This window comes from Bacteroides acidifaciens (genome assembly GCF_903181435.1).
Taxonomy (GTDB): Bacteria; Bacteroidota; Bacteroidia; order Bacteroidales; family Bacteroidaceae; genus Bacteroides.
The window spans coordinates 2,455,794-2,470,754 of the sequence record NZ_CAEUHO010000001.1; the positions used below are offsets into that span (position 1 = coordinate 2,455,794).

General features: G+C 38.5%; 14 protein-coding genes and 2 pseudogenes. 8 read left to right on the plus strand and 8 right to left on the minus strand.

Annotation, left to right across the window (positions count from 1 at the left end; genetic code table 11):
- Nucleotides 1-5 precede the first annotated feature (5 nt).
- Nucleotides 6-839 carry a deoxyribonuclease IV gene (gene nfo / locus CLIN57ABFB40_RS10310; protein ID WP_175629976.1) on the plus strand — a complete coding sequence of 278 codons (834 nt, stop codon included), beginning with the start codon at nt 6-8 and terminating at the stop codon, nt 837-839.
- A 281-nt stretch (nt 840-1,120) separates the two neighbouring features.
- On the opposite strand, the gene CLIN57ABFB40_RS10315 is transcribed toward nfo, so the two are convergent.
- The 6 genes from CLIN57ABFB40_RS10315 to CLIN57ABFB40_RS10340 form a co-directional block, all read right to left on the minus strand.
- A complete protein-coding gene (locus CLIN57ABFB40_RS10315; protein ID WP_175629977.1) occupies nt 1,121-2,692 on the minus strand; it encodes a ClC family H(+)/Cl(-) exchange transporter in 1,572 nt (523 codons plus the stop codon).
- A gap of 89 nt (nt 2,693-2,781) precedes the next feature.
- Nucleotides 2,782-3,051 carry a hypothetical protein gene (locus CLIN57ABFB40_RS10320; RefSeq protein ID WP_410489594.1) on the minus strand — a complete coding sequence of 90 codons (270 nt, stop codon included), beginning with the start codon at nt 3,049-3,051 and terminating at the stop codon, nt 2,782-2,784.
- A gap of 32 nt (nt 3,052-3,083) precedes the next feature.
- Nucleotides 3,084-3,647 (minus strand): hypothetical protein, encoded by a 564-nt coding sequence (locus CLIN57ABFB40_RS10325; RefSeq protein ID WP_175629978.1) that lies wholly within the window; start codon nt 3,645-3,647, stop codon nt 3,084-3,086.
- 33 nt (nt 3,648-3,680) lie between these two features.
- On the minus strand, nt 3,681-4,025 hold the full coding sequence (locus CLIN57ABFB40_RS10330; protein WP_175629979.1) for a hypothetical protein: 345 nt from the start codon (nt 4,023-4,025) through the stop codon (nt 3,681-3,683).
- A gap of 4 nt (nt 4,026-4,029) precedes the next feature.
- Complete coding sequence (locus CLIN57ABFB40_RS10335) at nt 4,030-4,569, minus strand: RNA polymerase sigma factor (RefSeq protein ID WP_060451175.1); 540 nt, start codon at nt 4,567-4,569, stop codon at nt 4,030-4,032.
- Nucleotides 4,570-4,871: 302 nt separating this feature from the next.
- On the minus strand, nt 4,872-5,048 hold the full coding sequence (locus tag CLIN57ABFB40_RS10340) for a DUF4250 domain-containing protein (RefSeq protein WP_004316890.1): 177 nt from the start codon (nt 5,046-5,048) through the stop codon (nt 4,872-4,874).
- A gap of 291 nt (nt 5,049-5,339) precedes the next feature.
- Here CLIN57ABFB40_RS10340 and CLIN57ABFB40_RS10345 point away from each other — a divergent pair, with 291 nt between their 5' ends.
- The 3 genes and pseudogenes from CLIN57ABFB40_RS10345 to CLIN57ABFB40_RS20265 all read left to right on the plus strand — a co-directional run.
- Nucleotides 5,340-5,987 (plus strand): DUF47 domain-containing protein, encoded by a 648-nt coding sequence (locus CLIN57ABFB40_RS10345; protein WP_175629980.1) that lies wholly within the window; start codon nt 5,340-5,342, stop codon nt 5,985-5,987.
- A 15-nt stretch (nt 5,988-6,002) separates the two neighbouring features.
- Nucleotides 6,003-7,019 (plus strand): inorganic phosphate transporter, encoded by a 1,017-nt coding sequence (locus CLIN57ABFB40_RS10350; RefSeq protein ID WP_175629981.1) that lies wholly within the window; start codon nt 6,003-6,005, stop codon nt 7,017-7,019.
- Nucleotides 7,020-7,124: 105 nt separating this feature from the next.
- Nucleotides 7,125-7,727: pseudogene (locus CLIN57ABFB40_RS20265) on the plus strand (sodium:proton antiporter); the annotation flags it as partial.
- A gap of 375 nt (nt 7,728-8,102) precedes the next feature.
- Here CLIN57ABFB40_RS20265 and CLIN57ABFB40_RS10355 read toward each other — a convergent pair.
- Together CLIN57ABFB40_RS10355 and CLIN57ABFB40_RS10360 are read right to left on the minus strand one after the other, a co-directional pair.
- Nucleotides 8,103-9,785 carry a hypothetical protein gene (locus tag CLIN57ABFB40_RS10355; protein WP_175629982.1) on the minus strand — a complete coding sequence of 561 codons (1,683 nt, stop codon included), beginning with the start codon at nt 9,783-9,785 and terminating at the stop codon, nt 8,103-8,105.
- Nucleotides 9,786-10,112: 327 nt separating this feature from the next.
- Nucleotides 10,113-10,956, minus strand: a pseudogene (locus tag CLIN57ABFB40_RS10360) (phage integrase SAM-like domain-containing protein); the annotation flags it as partial.
- A 314-nt stretch (nt 10,957-11,270) separates the two neighbouring features.
- On the opposite strand from CLIN57ABFB40_RS10360, the gene CLIN57ABFB40_RS10365 reads away from it, so the two are divergent.
- From CLIN57ABFB40_RS10365 to CLIN57ABFB40_RS10380, 4 genes are all read left to right on the plus strand, one after another.
- Nucleotides 11,271-12,770, plus strand: a complete 1,500-nt coding sequence (locus tag CLIN57ABFB40_RS10365) for an RNA-binding domain-containing protein (RefSeq protein ID WP_032595111.1) — start codon at nt 11,271-11,273, stop codon at nt 12,768-12,770.
- Nucleotides 12,771-12,774: 4 nt separating this feature from the next.
- On the plus strand, nt 12,775-13,482 hold the full coding sequence (locus CLIN57ABFB40_RS10370; protein ID WP_099146268.1) for a hypothetical protein: 708 nt from the start codon (nt 12,775-12,777) through the stop codon (nt 13,480-13,482).
- Nucleotides 13,483-13,620: 138 nt separating this feature from the next.
- The gene (locus tag CLIN57ABFB40_RS10375; protein ID WP_032595260.1) at nt 13,621-13,827 is read left to right on the plus strand and encodes a helix-turn-helix transcriptional regulator; all 207 of its coding nucleotides are present in this window, start codon (nt 13,621-13,623) and stop codon (nt 13,825-13,827) included.
- A gap of 8 nt (nt 13,828-13,835) precedes the next feature.
- On the plus strand, nt 13,836-14,960 hold the full coding sequence (locus CLIN57ABFB40_RS10380) for a DNA cytosine methyltransferase (protein ID WP_175629983.1): 1,125 nt from the start codon (nt 13,836-13,838) through the stop codon (nt 14,958-14,960).
- Nucleotide 14,961: the final 1 nt, after the last annotated feature.

The window sequence follows — 14,961 nt, forward strand, 5'->3', positions numbered from 1 at the left end:
TAACCATGAAATATATCGGAGCACATGTAAGCGCATCCGGGGGCGTAGAGTTCGCCCCCGTTAATGCGCATGAAATAGGAGCAAATGCTTTTGCGTTATTCACCAAGAATCAACGCCAATGGGTAAGCAAACCTTTAACAGAAGAAAGTATCAGCCTCTTTAAAGAGAATTGCGAGAAATACGGTTTTCAGCTGGAATATATCCTGCCACATGACAGTTATCTTATCAACCTGGGACACCCGGAAGAAGAGGGACTTCAAAAAAGCCGTGCCGCTTTTCTGGATGAAATGCAACGTTGCGAACTGCTTGGATTGAAACTTTTAAATTTCCATCCAGGCAGTTCTCTCAACAAAATTTCAATAGAGGATTGCTTGTCGCTCATCGCAGAAAGTATTAATATCGCTTTAGAAAAAACAAAAGGCGTAACAGCCGTTATCGAGAACACTGCCGGACAAGGAAGTAATCTAGGTAGCGAATTCTGGCAACTGAAATATATCATCGACCGGGTAAACGACAAGAGCCGGGTGGGTGTTTGCCTCGATACCTGCCATACTTATACGGCTGGTTATGATATTGTCAATGAATACGATAAGGTATTTGATGAGTTTGACAAGGAAGTGGGATTCAATTACCTTCGAGGTATGCACTTGAATGATTCAAAAAAAGCACTGGGCACCCATGTAGACCGTCACGATAGTATTGGTGAAGGGTTGATCGGAAAAGCATTTTTTGAAAGATTGATGCAAGATTCGAGATTCGATAATATGCCGTTGATACTCGAAACACCGGATGAAAGTAAATGGAAAGAAGAAATTGCATGGCTAAAGAGCATGGAATAATTATGGTATTGCCTACTAATTAATTAGAAGTTCGACCCATTAACGGAATTAACTTATTATTGCACGGTCATGAACTGTTTTAGCCTATTCTGACAAGGGTATATTCTCACTGCTATGAGAACTTTTTCTCATTGCAGTGAGTATTTTTTCTCATTACTATGAGTATTTTTTCTCATAGGAATAAGTATAGTTGAGAATATTTACGGAAGTTTTTTTTTGAACTATAATTGTATGAGTTTACCTCATTTCCGCATCGAAATGAATTTATTCTGCCAACACGCTCAATAAATATTCGCCATACTCACTAAAGGTTCATACAGTTTCTCTATATCCTGTGAGTCCATTTCTATTTGAACCTGATCTCCAGGCATTAATTTCTGTCCTTTGGGAGACCAATTCTTACGGTCACGATGCACATTTATAATTACGCAACGTTCCGGTAAACGAAGTTCATCCACCATCTTGCCATCTAAATAAGACCCGCTCATTACTTCTACAGACAATGTATAACGGGGCTCTTCCTTAAAGGCAGGTGAATGAATCATATCTTCATATAAAATAACATTGAACGGTTTTATCTGAAGCATTTCCGTAAAGTAATAGGTTAATCCACCTACAACAATGGAAGGATAAAAGACTTCCAAATGTCCCGTAATCTCGGTTATTAAGACAATAGCCGTCAGAGGTGTACGAATGACTGCTACAAGAAATGCCGACATACAAATCAACATGATATAACTGATATTCTCATAAGCAATCATACCCTGTTGAACCATAATCAATCCGACGATTTGCCCCAAAAGTCCTCCCGTCACCAGCGTAGGGATAAAACTTCCTCCCGGTAAACCCGAAGAAAAAGAAAAGGTGCTAAAAACGAAATGCAGCAACATCATGCCGACAATCCAAAGAATATGTGTATCCGGATGCATGGCCTGTGATAGCAAGAACTGTTCCCCTCCTCCCGTCAGATTAAACTCGGCCATAGAAATCAAAAAAGCAATAAAAAGCAAATACAGCATCTTCACGTATTCAGGATGCTTAATAGCGGGATAAATACGTTTCATCTGAAGAGTAGTGACAGAAAAGAATTTTTCAAAAACAGAAACTACTGCCGCCAACAAAAGAAACAGTTTCACCTGCCCCCAAAAAGTCATTCCAGGCACAATGGCATCAATATGATAATAAGGATTGATAGGGAAAATCCAACTGGCAACCCCGCCTGCCACAACTCCTGCCAAAAGCGTGGTAATGGCTGTTTTAGGTGCATCGAACCGCTCGATAGATTCGATAACCAACAATGAGGAAGCTAATGGGGCAGCAAAAGCAGCCGCCAATCCGGCGCCGGCACCGGCAGACAATAATTGTTTCCGTTCGCCACTAAGCACCCTCCCCCATTTTGATACCAAATATCCGACATACGAACCTATCTGTACGGAAGGTCCTTCACGCCCCAAAGACAATCCGGTACTTAATGCAAGTATCCCACCCACAAACTTCGCAACCAATTCCAGAAAAGGATGCTTATAATCAATCCTCCCATTAATAACTCCACGTGTTTGCGGAATCCCCCCGCCGGTAATAAGCGGCATTTTCTTCACCAACCAGGATACGAATACAAGTATTCCCCACATCAACAGGAAAAGAGGGATATACCAATACCACTTGGGATGAGAATCAAAAAAATCATGGCGGAGATTAAAGAAGAACTGTAACAGGTAATGATAAGGCACGGCAACAAGCCCCGTCAGTAATCCTACGAAGATACTGACAAAGTAAAGTCGTGCATCAATCAACTTCAGTTTAAAAATGCGCCAATGGTCCTTATCTTTTATCTTTTTTATCAGTCGAAACATTCAGCCAGCCTTACATTGTTTTATACGTAGGACATACAACAATCAAAACCTAGCTGCGGTTTTCAAACTCATGAAGATTTAATTTCTAATTATCTTCCCATCATATTCAGACGAAGTATAGCGTGTACCATAAAGTCAGAACCTAGTGCATTATAATCCGTGTCACGAATGGCACTATCCGGTAAAGCCAAAAGCCGGACCGTAGCAAACGGTACCGGCTGATTGGTTTCAGTATCAATCACACGACCGGAAAAACGCTCTTTGCCGGACTGAGCAAAAACAGTCAAACTTATCAGTAACAAGACATAACAAGTAATCAAACGGTACTGAAAAGAATAAATATGGCTGCCTATGTTCAAATTGTGTTGATTTAGTAAAATAAAACTAATCTTTATTTCGGGGCTTGACGCGGAGCACGATCTTTTTGTCCCTGACGGTGTCCCTGTCCCGGTTTCTGACCTTTTCTGCGATCAAATTCTTTTCTGAATTTATTAGCATTCATCTTTTCCTGCTGATAAATCTTCAAAATCTGCTTCTGCGAAAGTATCTTGCTGAATTCATTGTAATACTTTTCACGAATATCCAGTATTTTACGACTTTGAGTAAACTGGTTCCGCAACATGGTAGCAATCTCATCGTCAGTCATGGACGGACGTTCTTTCTTTGCATTAGCGTCTGTGCCTTGTGCTTTAGTTTTCTCTGTTCTCGCCTTATGAGTCATCACACGACATTCACGCAATTCTTTCAGATACTTCTCGTATACCGGAGTAAATTTAGCTGCCGTTGCATCATCCAACATCAACGTATTTACTATTTGTTTAGTCTGCATCTGCACCATTTGTTCTGGTGTAGGGCGCTGTTTTTTTTGTTTGTTATCCGTATTCTGTGCAGACAAAGTCATCTGGCTTCCCATCAGGAGAACAGTCATAATTACATAAATAAATTTAGTCTTCATAATCTTCACGTTTAAAATAATTAATTGAGTTACTTAATTCAAAAATATATCATTTTCAGAGAAGCTGACGAGCTCTTCCAACTCCTCATCTGATAGTTCTTTAATCCATTTATCTACCGGTTCTGTACCATTGGCTAATACTTTCGAAGAAGATGTTGTCACCTCATCTGACTGTCGCAAAGACGGAACAAACAGAAATCCGACCCATACGGCTGCTATGGTAATCACCGTAGAAATAATCAGCTTCGCATGAGACTTCCGCTGTTGCTTCACTCCGGCACGTTCCATCACCTTTCGTTGCACGTCCTCGAAGAATCCATCGGGGGTACGGTAAGGTGTCCGCTTTCCAATATCGTCAAAATCAAAATCCTTTTTCATCGTTCTATCTGTTTAATATATATTCCTTTATCTTCTCTTTCGCATAGTGGTAATTCACTTTTAGTGTATCCACTTTACTATCCAGTACACGGGCGATCTCTTCATATTCAAGTTCATCGTAATAACGCAAGTTGAATACCAGCCGTTGCTTTTCCGGCAGACTTAAAATAGCTTCCTGAAACTTTACTGCCAGTTCATTCTCATAATCAATGTAATCGGAAGCCTTCAACTTGCCCATCAACTCTTCCTGAACATCTTCCGCGGAAACAACTCCTTCATCTTTACGTCCGTTGAGCAAGCGTAAACTCTCATTCGTCGCAATCCGGTAAATCCAGGTTGACAGTGAACTTTCTTCGCGAAACTGATCGATATGCCGGAATATCCGGATAAAGACTTCCTGAAGCACATCTTCCGCATCTTCATGAGATACAACTAGTCTACGGATATAATTATATATCGGCACCTGAAAAGAGTCCATCAGCATCTTGAATCCCCGTTCGCGATTCGAAGCACAAGCTTCACGAATTTTATTCTCGTTTATCATCAATTCTTTTTCTAAGCTTTATTAGTTAGAACGCGGAAGGCAGGTGAAGTTAAATATGTGATTTGGTATTTTGCTTTTATTAACAAGAGAGGGAGAACTGGCGGAAATCATTGTTGGTATATACAATAGGTATAAACACATGATTCCTGATGACGTTTTGATGAAGGTAGAAAGTTATAGTGACGGTATCCGGCAAAGATGGTGACGGTATCGTTGTCCTATACCGTCACCATCCCGAGCATATACCGTCACTATGTTTTTAGTAGAAATATTTTATTTATAAGTTGTAAACAAGGAAATGATTACCAGAACTTATTGTGTTCCGCACTATATTCAAAACCTGCGGCTTTCAACTGATTCACTAATTCATCTTTGTTCACATTCATATCTTCACAAAGTTCGTCAAGTGAAGAATAGCAATCGCGTAACTTCATATTGATGACGCTGAACAACATCATCGGATCTTTCGGTAATTCCATAACATACAATCTTTTAAACCGAGTGCAAAGATACAGCAATCTCGTTGAATGGCAAAACAATTCCATCAGATTTCCGACGAAGTACAGGTGGCATACGATAGTACCAGTATACAAACCTATACCAATTCATACACCTCCAAAACCAACATCATACAGCTGGATAAAGAACAGAAACTAGTCAAAACAAAAGGATACGCCCAAACTAAAGTCTTAAAACACCAAACTATAATCTGTATTCATTTGTTACTAATATAAATATAGAAGAAAAAACAATTTAAAGTTTTTACACTTATGAAAAATTCTTTTTTTAGCCGGTTTACTCCAAAGGAACCCAAATTTTTCCCATTACTGAAACAACTTTCAGAAGTGCTTTGTGAGGCATCCGTTGTTTTAACAGAAAGCTTGCAACATGACTCACCAACAGAACGTGCAGATTACTACAAGAAAATCAAAGAGCTGGAACGTGAAGGGGACAAACTAACGCATCGAATTTTTGATGAATTGGGCACCACATTCATCACTCCTTTCGACCGTGAAGATATTCATGACTTAGCTTCCTGTATGGATGATGTTATCGACGGAATAAATAGTTGCGCCAAACGAATCTCTATTTACAATCCCCGTCCTATCTTAGAAAATGGCAAAGAATTGAGCCGTTTAATTCAGGAAGAAGCGGTCTACATCCGTAAAGCCATGGACGAACTTGAAACATTCCGCAAGAAACCGACTCTCCTCCGGGAATATTGCTCAAGATTACATGAAATCGAGAATCAGGCAGATGACGTATATGAATTCTTTATCACCAGGCTATTTGAAGAAGAAAAAGACTGCATTGAACTGATAAAGATCAAGGAAATCATGCATGAACTGGAGAAAACGATCGATGCCGCAGAACGTGTAGGCAAGATTCTGAAAAACCTGATTGTAAAGTATGCATAAAGTAAGCCGGAACACATGGAACTATTAGTGACTATCATTATTCTGGCTCTGATATTTGATTATATCAACGGCTTTCACGATGCAGCAAATTCAATAGCTACAATCGTATCTACCAGGGTGCTTACCCCCTTTCAAGCTGTACTATGGGCTGCTTTCTTCAATTTCGTTGCTTTTTTCATTGCCAAATACATCATAGGCGGATTCGGTATTGCCAATACAGTATCCAAAACGGTGGTAGAACAATATATCACTTTACCCATTATATTGGCAGGAGTCATAGCAGCCATCACCTGGAACCTGGTAACATGGTGGAAAGGTATCCCGTCTTCATCTTCACATACGCTTATCGGAGGATTTGCAGGAGCTGCTATTATGGCAAACGGGGTTGAAGCAATTCAACTTAATATCATTCTTAAAATTGCAGCTTTCATCTTTCTGGCTCCTTTTATCGGAATGGTGATTGCCTTCGTTTTCACTCTGTTTGTGCTTTATATCTGCCGACGCGCACATCCTCATACAGCTGAAGTCTGGTTTAAGAGGTTACAGCTCGTTTCTTCCGCCCTCTTCAGCGTAGGACATGGTTTGAATGATTCACAAAAAGTAATGGGTATTATTGCCGCTGCCATGATAGCCGCTCATTCTATGGGATTGGGCATGGGTATCAACAGCATCAATGACCTTCCCGACTGGGTCGCTTTTTCGTGCTTCACCGCCATCTCACTCGGCACCATGTCCGGAGGTTGGAAAATAGTAAAGACAATGGGAACCAAAATCACCAAAGTAACCCCATTGGAAGGAGTAATTGCCGAAACAGCCGGTGCTTTCACTCTCTACATTACGGAAATGCTGAAAATCCCCGTTAGTACCACGCATACTATCACAGGTGCAATCATCGGAGTAGGTGCAACCAAACGCCTCTCTGCCGTTCGCTGGGGAATAACAAAAAGTCTCATGACTGCCTGGATTCTTACAATTCCGGTCAGTGGACTCTTAGCAGCAGCTATCTATTATATTGTTTCCCTCTTTTTGTAGAGGAAAACAATATAATGAACAATTGACTGCCGACACTCTCGCAAAAGAAAAGAGCTGAACATCCATGTCCCCTTGGCTCTTTTCTGTCTAACTATCAGGACTATAATTATCACTACTTTCACGACTCCTTATTTTATCCGTTTGACCAATCCTTTTGTCAAATGGCTTTACAAAATATTACCCACTAAAGTACGGGAGACGTTAGATCGTTATGCTTCCGGCAAGAAGACCGTGAACCACGATAGTGACTGGAAGAAATTACTAAAAAACATGATTGGCAGGGTTATTATTTATAGCGTACTGCTCACTGCTATCTGACTGCTGTCTATACAAATCATTTATCCCGCCATCAGTGAAATGTTTGCTCCTGCTACCTTATGGATTAAGCCAGTGATGTGTCTGAGTACCCTTTTGCTTATGACTCCTTCTTTGTGAGCACTCACCTCCAACAAATATAACTCTTCCGAATTATCCCTGAAGCTATGAAGAGATGAGAATTACAATCACGGACGACTGGTTTCTCTCGCCCTAGACCGGGTATCTATTGCTCTTTTTACCACTAGCGTAGTTATCAGCTATTTCAAGCTAAACTGGGGAATAAGTGTGATTATTGCCATAACTGCTGTGGCATTGATTCTTATTCTTAGAGAAGACCTCACGCAATATTCACGATTGGAAACGAGATTCCTAGTCAATCTTAACCGACGAATAGCTTCGAGGTTATAATGCCACATACTGTAACAAAGTCAGGGGTCGGTCGAATAAAACACATTACATATAAAACAAAAGAGAGCTGTAAACATTTAAGCTACAGCTCTCTTATTTTGATTTATTGTATATTTAGCGATCTTTACTTCACTTCCTCAAAATCAACGTGATATATCTATCAGCGACTTGCGTACACGTGTTGCAAATATAACGCAAATCTGAAAATAAGCATTCATAAGCAACAACAGCTCTTGCTCACAAAAGTACGATTTTTATCCATAAATAACGAGATGTAAACGCATAAAAATCAAAAAAGAACAGAAAACTATCCCCTTTATTCTATTTGTGAATGATGTATTATGACAAGCTTGCTATTTATAAATCTAAAATCTCCAAAAGACTAATTCGTCCAAAATAAAATGTTCGTCCCTCCTCTCTTTTATGGCAATAAGCTCGAATATAGTTTTCGCCCCAACCTTCAGTATCAAGTTGTATATCACTGATAGTACGAATACTGGTTTCAGCTTTTGTTTGCATTTGAATCAACTTGTTTGTTTCAGGATCCATAGTAACAAAACTTCGAGCTGGTTTCGTATATTCCATTCTGACATATTTATGATTAGGGATTATAATATTCATCATATTAGCCACGGTCTGAATTCCTAATTCACTAGCTGACAACCTTAATGTGTAATATCTGCTTTTCAGATGAATATCTTCCATCTTTGATATATCAAAACTACGAATCATATTTTTTACATAACAATATCCAGCAATAGCATTTTCTTTGTATTTGGTAGGTTTGACTATAGTCTTATCTTTTTCATATTGGAATACAATATATTTATTTGTTCGAATTGCTATATCTATAATATTTTGTGAAAGCGTAGAAATGCTATTTTTTTCTGACAAAGCAATAGGTTTATCATCAACAACCTCTTTTTCGACCTCTTCGTCTTGGATAAGTGCAAAATCAGTTTCTTGTATTATCGGTATATAACCAAACTGTCCAATACCCAAATATTGTTCTCTGTAGTTTTGAGCTGACCAATTTAAAGCAAGTTCTTTTGTCCATTGCAGAACTGGTTCTATACGTTTAGTCACCACTAGGCCTAAAGGTATATTAAATTGTGGATAAATGCTTTTAATGACATCTGCGATAAAACGGCAACATCCATCTGGATTTTGATGTATTTGTATTTCTGCAAAACGTATGACAATCCATCCTCTATTTTTAAATTCATTATTTCGATTTATATCAGCAAATCGAAAATGCGTTGGTTTCCTATTTTTTATATCATTGATTCCCTCATAAGGTTCATCTATCTCTATATCAAGAAAAATATTGATCCCGTCTTTTTCATTCAAAAGCGAAATATCAGGTTCATATCGATTCTTTTTAGTTAGTACATATCGGTCATCATAAATTTTAAAAGTTTCCTTAAAATATTTTCGTATGTATTGCAAGAAATCATCTTCTTTATATCCTTTTCTACCAGTCCTTCCTTTTTGAGGAAATTTGATTACGCAGCCAGATTTTGAAGGCATTATGACATACGGATAGTTTAAAGGTTCTGTTTGCGTAAATATATTTATAGGATTGTAACCTATATATTTAGGTTTTGAAAATTTAGAGTAATCTTCTTTTGCAATAAGCTCAAGAGCCATTGAAGACATTATCGATGGGGCATTTACATCCTTCTCTTTTACAATTGAAAATGATGTTTCTCTTGAATTATTTTTTAATTCATTAGCAGACGGAATAATTTCCGATTTAACAATTTCTTTCGACTTTTTAATTTGAGATGATAATTGTACTAAATCTTCACTTAATTTGTTACCGAGACAAGGTTTTGGAACAGATATCTGTATCGGTTTTTCTTTTGACACATTTGAGGATGATTGAATAATCCCATCACCTTCTACCTTATTTCTTCTCTCCTTGATTATTTTAAGCAGAAAAAGTATGATAATAAATATAAAAACTACAGCAATTATTATCCAAGTAACAAATTGTTCATTACCTGTTTGATTTATTCCTACTGATATAGTATCCATAATGAATGATTGATATGTTTGTTTGCAAAGATAATTATTTTCAATAAACAACATTGCTATATATTTAAGTAATTGAGTTTTTAGCTCACATATCATTCTTATAAGAATATTTTTACCAAAGCAATTTTTTTAAATGTTTTTAGATATTCCCTCTAAAAAATGATTTTCTTTATTTTATTGAAACGACACACACTTTTTTAGTAAATCTGCAATACACAAGAATGATGCACCAATCAGGAAATCCATCTACCCCATCGTTGTACTTCCAAAACCGAATGTTGAGTTTTACAGGCTTGATTTCCACACTTATGCAAAATCCGTTCATTGTCGGTTGCCAACTATCCATTTCTCGCCGTTCACCTCTATGATTTCATCCGTTGTCAGTTCCTTCATATCCACGAAACTGAGTGCAGTGAAGCAGGCAAACACGAATAAGTCTCGAACAAATGCAAGCGATGGATTTCAAACTCATGTGTCATGATGACCTTTATCTCATCTTCTGTCAGATACTCACGTTCTTTTACGTTCAGACTGATATGGAACTCTGCAAACGGATTTCTCGGTATCAGCCCGTTATAATGCGCACGCATCACCACACTTTTCAGCCACATATAGTTGAGCCATATCGTGGCGTTCTTCAAATTATGTTCGGTTGTAAGATAAGCAGCAAACTCCTTGATAAAGTCAGGCGTAAGTTCCAACATGACCATATCATTTCGCTTATAGAATGCCTTGATGAAAGCTGCGACATTATTTCTTGCCCTTAGCATTACCTTGTACATTCTAATGGTGCGGTCTTTACCCGCTCGTTTCATGAAGTTGGCGCAATCTTTATCGAAGGCTTTGAGCAGTGTTTCATAGTCGCTACCCATACCTTGATAGGCATTGCCCATTTCTGAGGTTATATACGCTTCACGGTCGGATATGCACTAGTAGTGCTTGATGATTTGTGCCTTGATATTATCCAAGACAAGATTAATCTCTCTGGCTTCCTTGCATTTCCCTTTAGCCTTGTTCCCTTTAGCATCCCAAAGTTCTTTCGGGATGTTACATTGCAACTGAACTGCGATACAGTTCCATTAATTGTTACCCTTCTTATGATAGGGACAATTCCTTTTTTCTCTTTGCTGCCGTTCGCATAGAACAGTACCTTGAATGTGCTTCTGCTCATACTCGTTTTCTATTTCAAAACTAATAATCAACGAGTTAGTCCTTAATAGACAAACCTAAGCGAGGCGGAGCAATCGTCACAGTAACTGTTAAAACTGCCCTTCGGGCGGGTAATGATTTGAAAACCTAACTGCTTCTGTATTCCACTTTTCTTTGCGTTTTACCTTTTTCTCCGTGGCTTCGTCTGTCACCGCAAACGCTTTATTAATAAGCCATTCAGTGCCATTTCTCCCTTTTTATTCATTTATTCCTGAGATTTTTCGTATGTTTGTACATCATATTGGGAGATTATACCCAAACTACAATAAGGAAACTATGCAGATACATACCAATACATTGATAGCGGAATGCTCAGCTTACGATTTCAAAGAAATGTTGGAACGCAAGAAAGTAAAGTCGTGGCTCAAATCCGTGTCGGCTTTTGCCAATACGGATGGTGGCAGTTTGTTCTATGGAGTGAACGATGACGGAGTAATTGTTGGTTTGGAGAATCCACAAGCCGATGCTGATTTTATCAGTGAAATGATAAAGGCGCGACTTGACCCTGTGCCGGAAGTTCAACTTATTCCGATAGAGCACGAAGGACATACCTTACTTGAAGTGAAAGTAAAAGCTGGAACACTTACACCTTATTATTACTATCAAGATGGAACACGTACCGCATATGTACGAGTTGGCAATGAAAGCGTGGAGTGCAATTCGCAACAACTTCTTTCATTGGTGTTGAAAGGCACACACATGACATGGGATTCATTGCCTACCCAAGTGAATGCCAGCAAACATTCTTTCATCATCCTTGCCAATACTTTCCATGAGCAAACTCATCAGGAATGGAATGACAAATATTTGGAATCATTCGGACTGGTTACTCCTGACGGTAAACTAACCAATGCCGGACTATTGTTTGTAGATAATTGCACCGTATTCCAATCTCGCATCTTCTGTACCCGTTGGACGGGACTCTACAAGGATGATGCTATCAGTTCCGTGGAACATCGGGCTAATCTTGTGTTGCTCTTAAAATATGGTATGGACTTCTTCAAGAACTATACTATGAGTGGCTGGGTGAAGATGCCCAACTATCGCCTTAATCTACCCGACTACTCTGACCGTGCTATCTTTGAAGGATTGGTAAATCACCTTATTCATAGAGATTATACCGTTATGGGTGGTGAAGTACACATTGACATCTATGATGACCGAGTAGAATTAGTATCACCCGGTGCGATGCTTGACGGTACGCAAATCCAAGACCGTGACATATACAAAGTGCCGTCCATGCGTCGTAACCCTGTTATTGCGGATATGTTTACGCAATTGGACTATATGGAGAAACGTGGCTCTGGTTTACGAAAAATGCGGGAACTCACAGAGAAACTGCCCAATTTCCTGCCTGGCAAAGAACCACAATATCAAACGGAAGCGACTTCTTTCTACACCACGTTCTATAATTTGAACTGGGGTGAGAACGGAAAAATACCTGTTGAGGAAGTAGCCGACAGAGTAAATGGTTCGGTCGAAAAGTTCGGTGTAAACGAAGAAAGTTCGGTCGAAAAGTTCGGTGTAAATGCAGATAAGTTAGGAAACACATCGAAAACGCCGAAGAAGATCAATAAAACCGCACAAAAAATTATTGATCTTGTTATTTCCGACCCATCAATCACAGCCGATAATATGGCTAATAAGGTTGGTGTAACTAAACGCGCTATAGAGAAAAACATCAAGAGCCTTAGGGATATGGGAATTTTGGCTCATGAAGGTTCTGATAAGGCTGGCTATTGGCGTATTGTTATTAATCCTCAAACTGAGCAATAAACCTATGGGAACACCTTTCATACCACTCGGTGCAATAATTGCCGTTTTGATTATCGCCTTTTTGTTTGCCTCTTTACCGCAGGTAAACCATAAAACACGATACAGAGTACTTTATGCAATAGCCATTATTATGCTATTAGCTGTTATCCCTATTAGTGAGTATATGGCTGGTGACACACAAAACTCAAGTAACAATTATCTGCTTGTCCTAATATTCGATATTGCAGTAGGATATTTCTGTATGTACATTGCTGCTTTGCTGAAATTCAACGTTCTTAAACGAAAAAACCAGGCACTGGAAAATGCCTTAACAGAAAAAGAACAAGAAAAAGTATCTATTTTACTGGAACACCAAAATGAAAAACAACAAGCACTTCAAAGAGAAGAACTTGAATGGTTAGCTGAAAAAATCAAAATGTTCACTGAAGAAGAACAGAAATCCATTCTTGCAAGCGCTTACGCATTTGCAGAACATGACCTAATAGTAGCTCCTTCAATAGTCATACAACAAGACACTTGTAGCCAACAAGAGCTTATGTATTTTATCTGCTCTGCTTTTTTCAACATGGGCAAGAAGCGCAATGACATTGTCAGTTTCTTATTTCAAGTCTTTCCTCTCTATTTTCCTGCTGGGGAAAGTGCATTGGCTAAAAAGATGCCGGGATTGGAAAAAGTTAAGGAAAGAAGGGAAAAGGAAAATCAATCTAAGTAAATTTTCCAACATACATCATTGAAGTATATTCCAATATAAAGTTGCTTTTCAACACATATTTGTTAGAAAACTATTATGAATAGAAAAAAGTCTCGATTATAATGATTACCTTTGTATTTAAAACATGTCATAGAACGTATGAATAAAGACATAAATCGTTTAAAGGTGGTTCTTGCAGAAAAGAAACGCACCAATAAATGGCTAGCAGAGCAGTTGGGAAAAGATCCGGGGACTGTTTCGAAATGGTGTACTAACACCATGCAGCCGAACTTGGAAACATTGGTCAAGATTGCTGAATGTTTAGATGTAGATGTGAAAGATTTACTTTGGTCAATAAAAGAATAAAATAACTAATGAACATATTTTCATTTTTTGCAGGTGCTGGTTTTTTGGATTTAGGATTCGAATTACAAGGTGATTATAATATTGTTTTCGTAAATGAATTTCACGAAGCTTTTGATCGTATTTATCGTTATGCAAGACAAAATATGGGATTGCAGGAACCCAAATACGGTCATCATATAGAAGATATAACTGAATATATTAATGGAGAGCATGGAGACAGGCTTCAAAGACTTATAGATTGGGTAGAAGAATCGAAAGAAGAAGAACTTACCGGTTTTATTGGAGGCCCTCCATGTCCCGATTTTTCTGTAGCAGGAAAAAATAGAGGACGTGATGGAGAAAATGGTAAGCTATCTGGAACGTATGCGCAACTAATTTGTACAGCACTCCCGGATTTTTTCCTTTTTGAAAATGTTAAAGGACTATATAGAACTGCAAGACATAGACAGTTTTTTGAAGAATTGAAACAGCAATTTAGAGCACATGGATATTCTCTAACAGAACAACTTGTCAACTCCTTGGAATTTGGAGCGGCACAAGATAGAGATAGAATTATATTAATAGGATTTCACCAAGACGCTGTTAATAGGCTACATCTTCAAGCGGATAACGGGGTCTTAATGAATTTTCCTTGGGAAGCGCATAAAAGATATAACTTGAAAGAAATAAAGAATCTTCCCTGGCCCAATAAATCTCCCTATCAAGAAAATACTCCTATGCTTATGCCTAATGGTATTATAGAAGACTTGACCATACAACATTGGTGGACGGAAAATGATGTGACACATCATCCCAATGCCAATATGTATTTCCAACCACGTGCGGGAATCGTAAGATTTAGGACAAAAGAAGAAGGCGATGTGGAAAAGAAATGTTATAAACGCCTACACAGATGGCGATATTCACCAACAGCCGCTTATGGGAATAATGAGGTTCATATACATCCTTTCCTGCCTCGAAGAATATCTGTAGCGGAATCATTGGCTATTCAATCATTGCCCGCAAATTTTATTCTACCACAAGATGTATCACTAACAGATGCCTTTAAAACAGTTGGGAACGGAGTTCCTTTCGTTTTAGCTAACGGCATAGCAAACTCTATTAATGACTATATTAATCACATAAATAATTAGT

What these genes read in the sequence shown, in the direction of transcription:
- nfo (WP_175629976.1), top strand. Translation starts at nt 6, where the DNA reads ATGAAATATATCGGAGCACATGTAAGCGCATCCGGGGGCGTAGAGTTC.
- CLIN57ABFB40_RS10315 (WP_175629977.1), bottom strand. Translation starts at nt 2,692, where the DNA reads ATGTTTCGACTGATAAAAAAGATAAAAGATAAGGACCATTGGCGCATT.
- CLIN57ABFB40_RS10325 (WP_175629978.1), bottom strand. Translation starts at nt 3,647, where the DNA reads ATGAAGACTAAATTTATTTATGTAATTATGACTGTTCTCCTGATGGGA.
- CLIN57ABFB40_RS10330 (WP_175629979.1), bottom strand. Translation starts at nt 4,025, where the DNA reads ATGAAAAAGGATTTTGATTTTGACGATATTGGAAAGCGGACACCTTAC.
- CLIN57ABFB40_RS10335 (WP_060451175.1), bottom strand. Translation starts at nt 4,569, where the DNA reads ATGATAAACGAGAATAAAATTCGTGAAGCTTGTGCTTCGAATCGCGAA.
- CLIN57ABFB40_RS10340 (WP_004316890.1), bottom strand. Translation starts at nt 5,048, where the DNA reads ATGGAATTACCGAAAGATCCGATGATGTTGTTCAGCGTCATCAATATG.
- CLIN57ABFB40_RS10345 (WP_175629980.1), top strand. Translation starts at nt 5,340, where the DNA reads ATGAAAAATTCTTTTTTTAGCCGGTTTACTCCAAAGGAACCCAAATTT.
- CLIN57ABFB40_RS10350 (WP_175629981.1), top strand. Translation starts at nt 6,003, where the DNA reads ATGGAACTATTAGTGACTATCATTATTCTGGCTCTGATATTTGATTAT.
- CLIN57ABFB40_RS10355 (WP_175629982.1), bottom strand. Translation starts at nt 9,785, where the DNA reads ATGGATACTATATCAGTAGGAATAAATCAAACAGGTAATGAACAATTT.
- CLIN57ABFB40_RS10365 (WP_032595111.1), top strand. Translation starts at nt 11,271, where the DNA reads ATGCAGATACATACCAATACATTGATAGCGGAATGCTCAGCTTACGAT.
- CLIN57ABFB40_RS10370 (WP_099146268.1), top strand. Translation starts at nt 12,775, where the DNA reads ATGGGAACACCTTTCATACCACTCGGTGCAATAATTGCCGTTTTGATT.
- CLIN57ABFB40_RS10375 (WP_032595260.1), top strand. Translation starts at nt 13,621, where the DNA reads ATGAATAAAGACATAAATCGTTTAAAGGTGGTTCTTGCAGAAAAGAAA.
- CLIN57ABFB40_RS10380 (WP_175629983.1), top strand. Translation starts at nt 13,836, where the DNA reads ATGAACATATTTTCATTTTTTGCAGGTGCTGGTTTTTTGGATTTAGGA.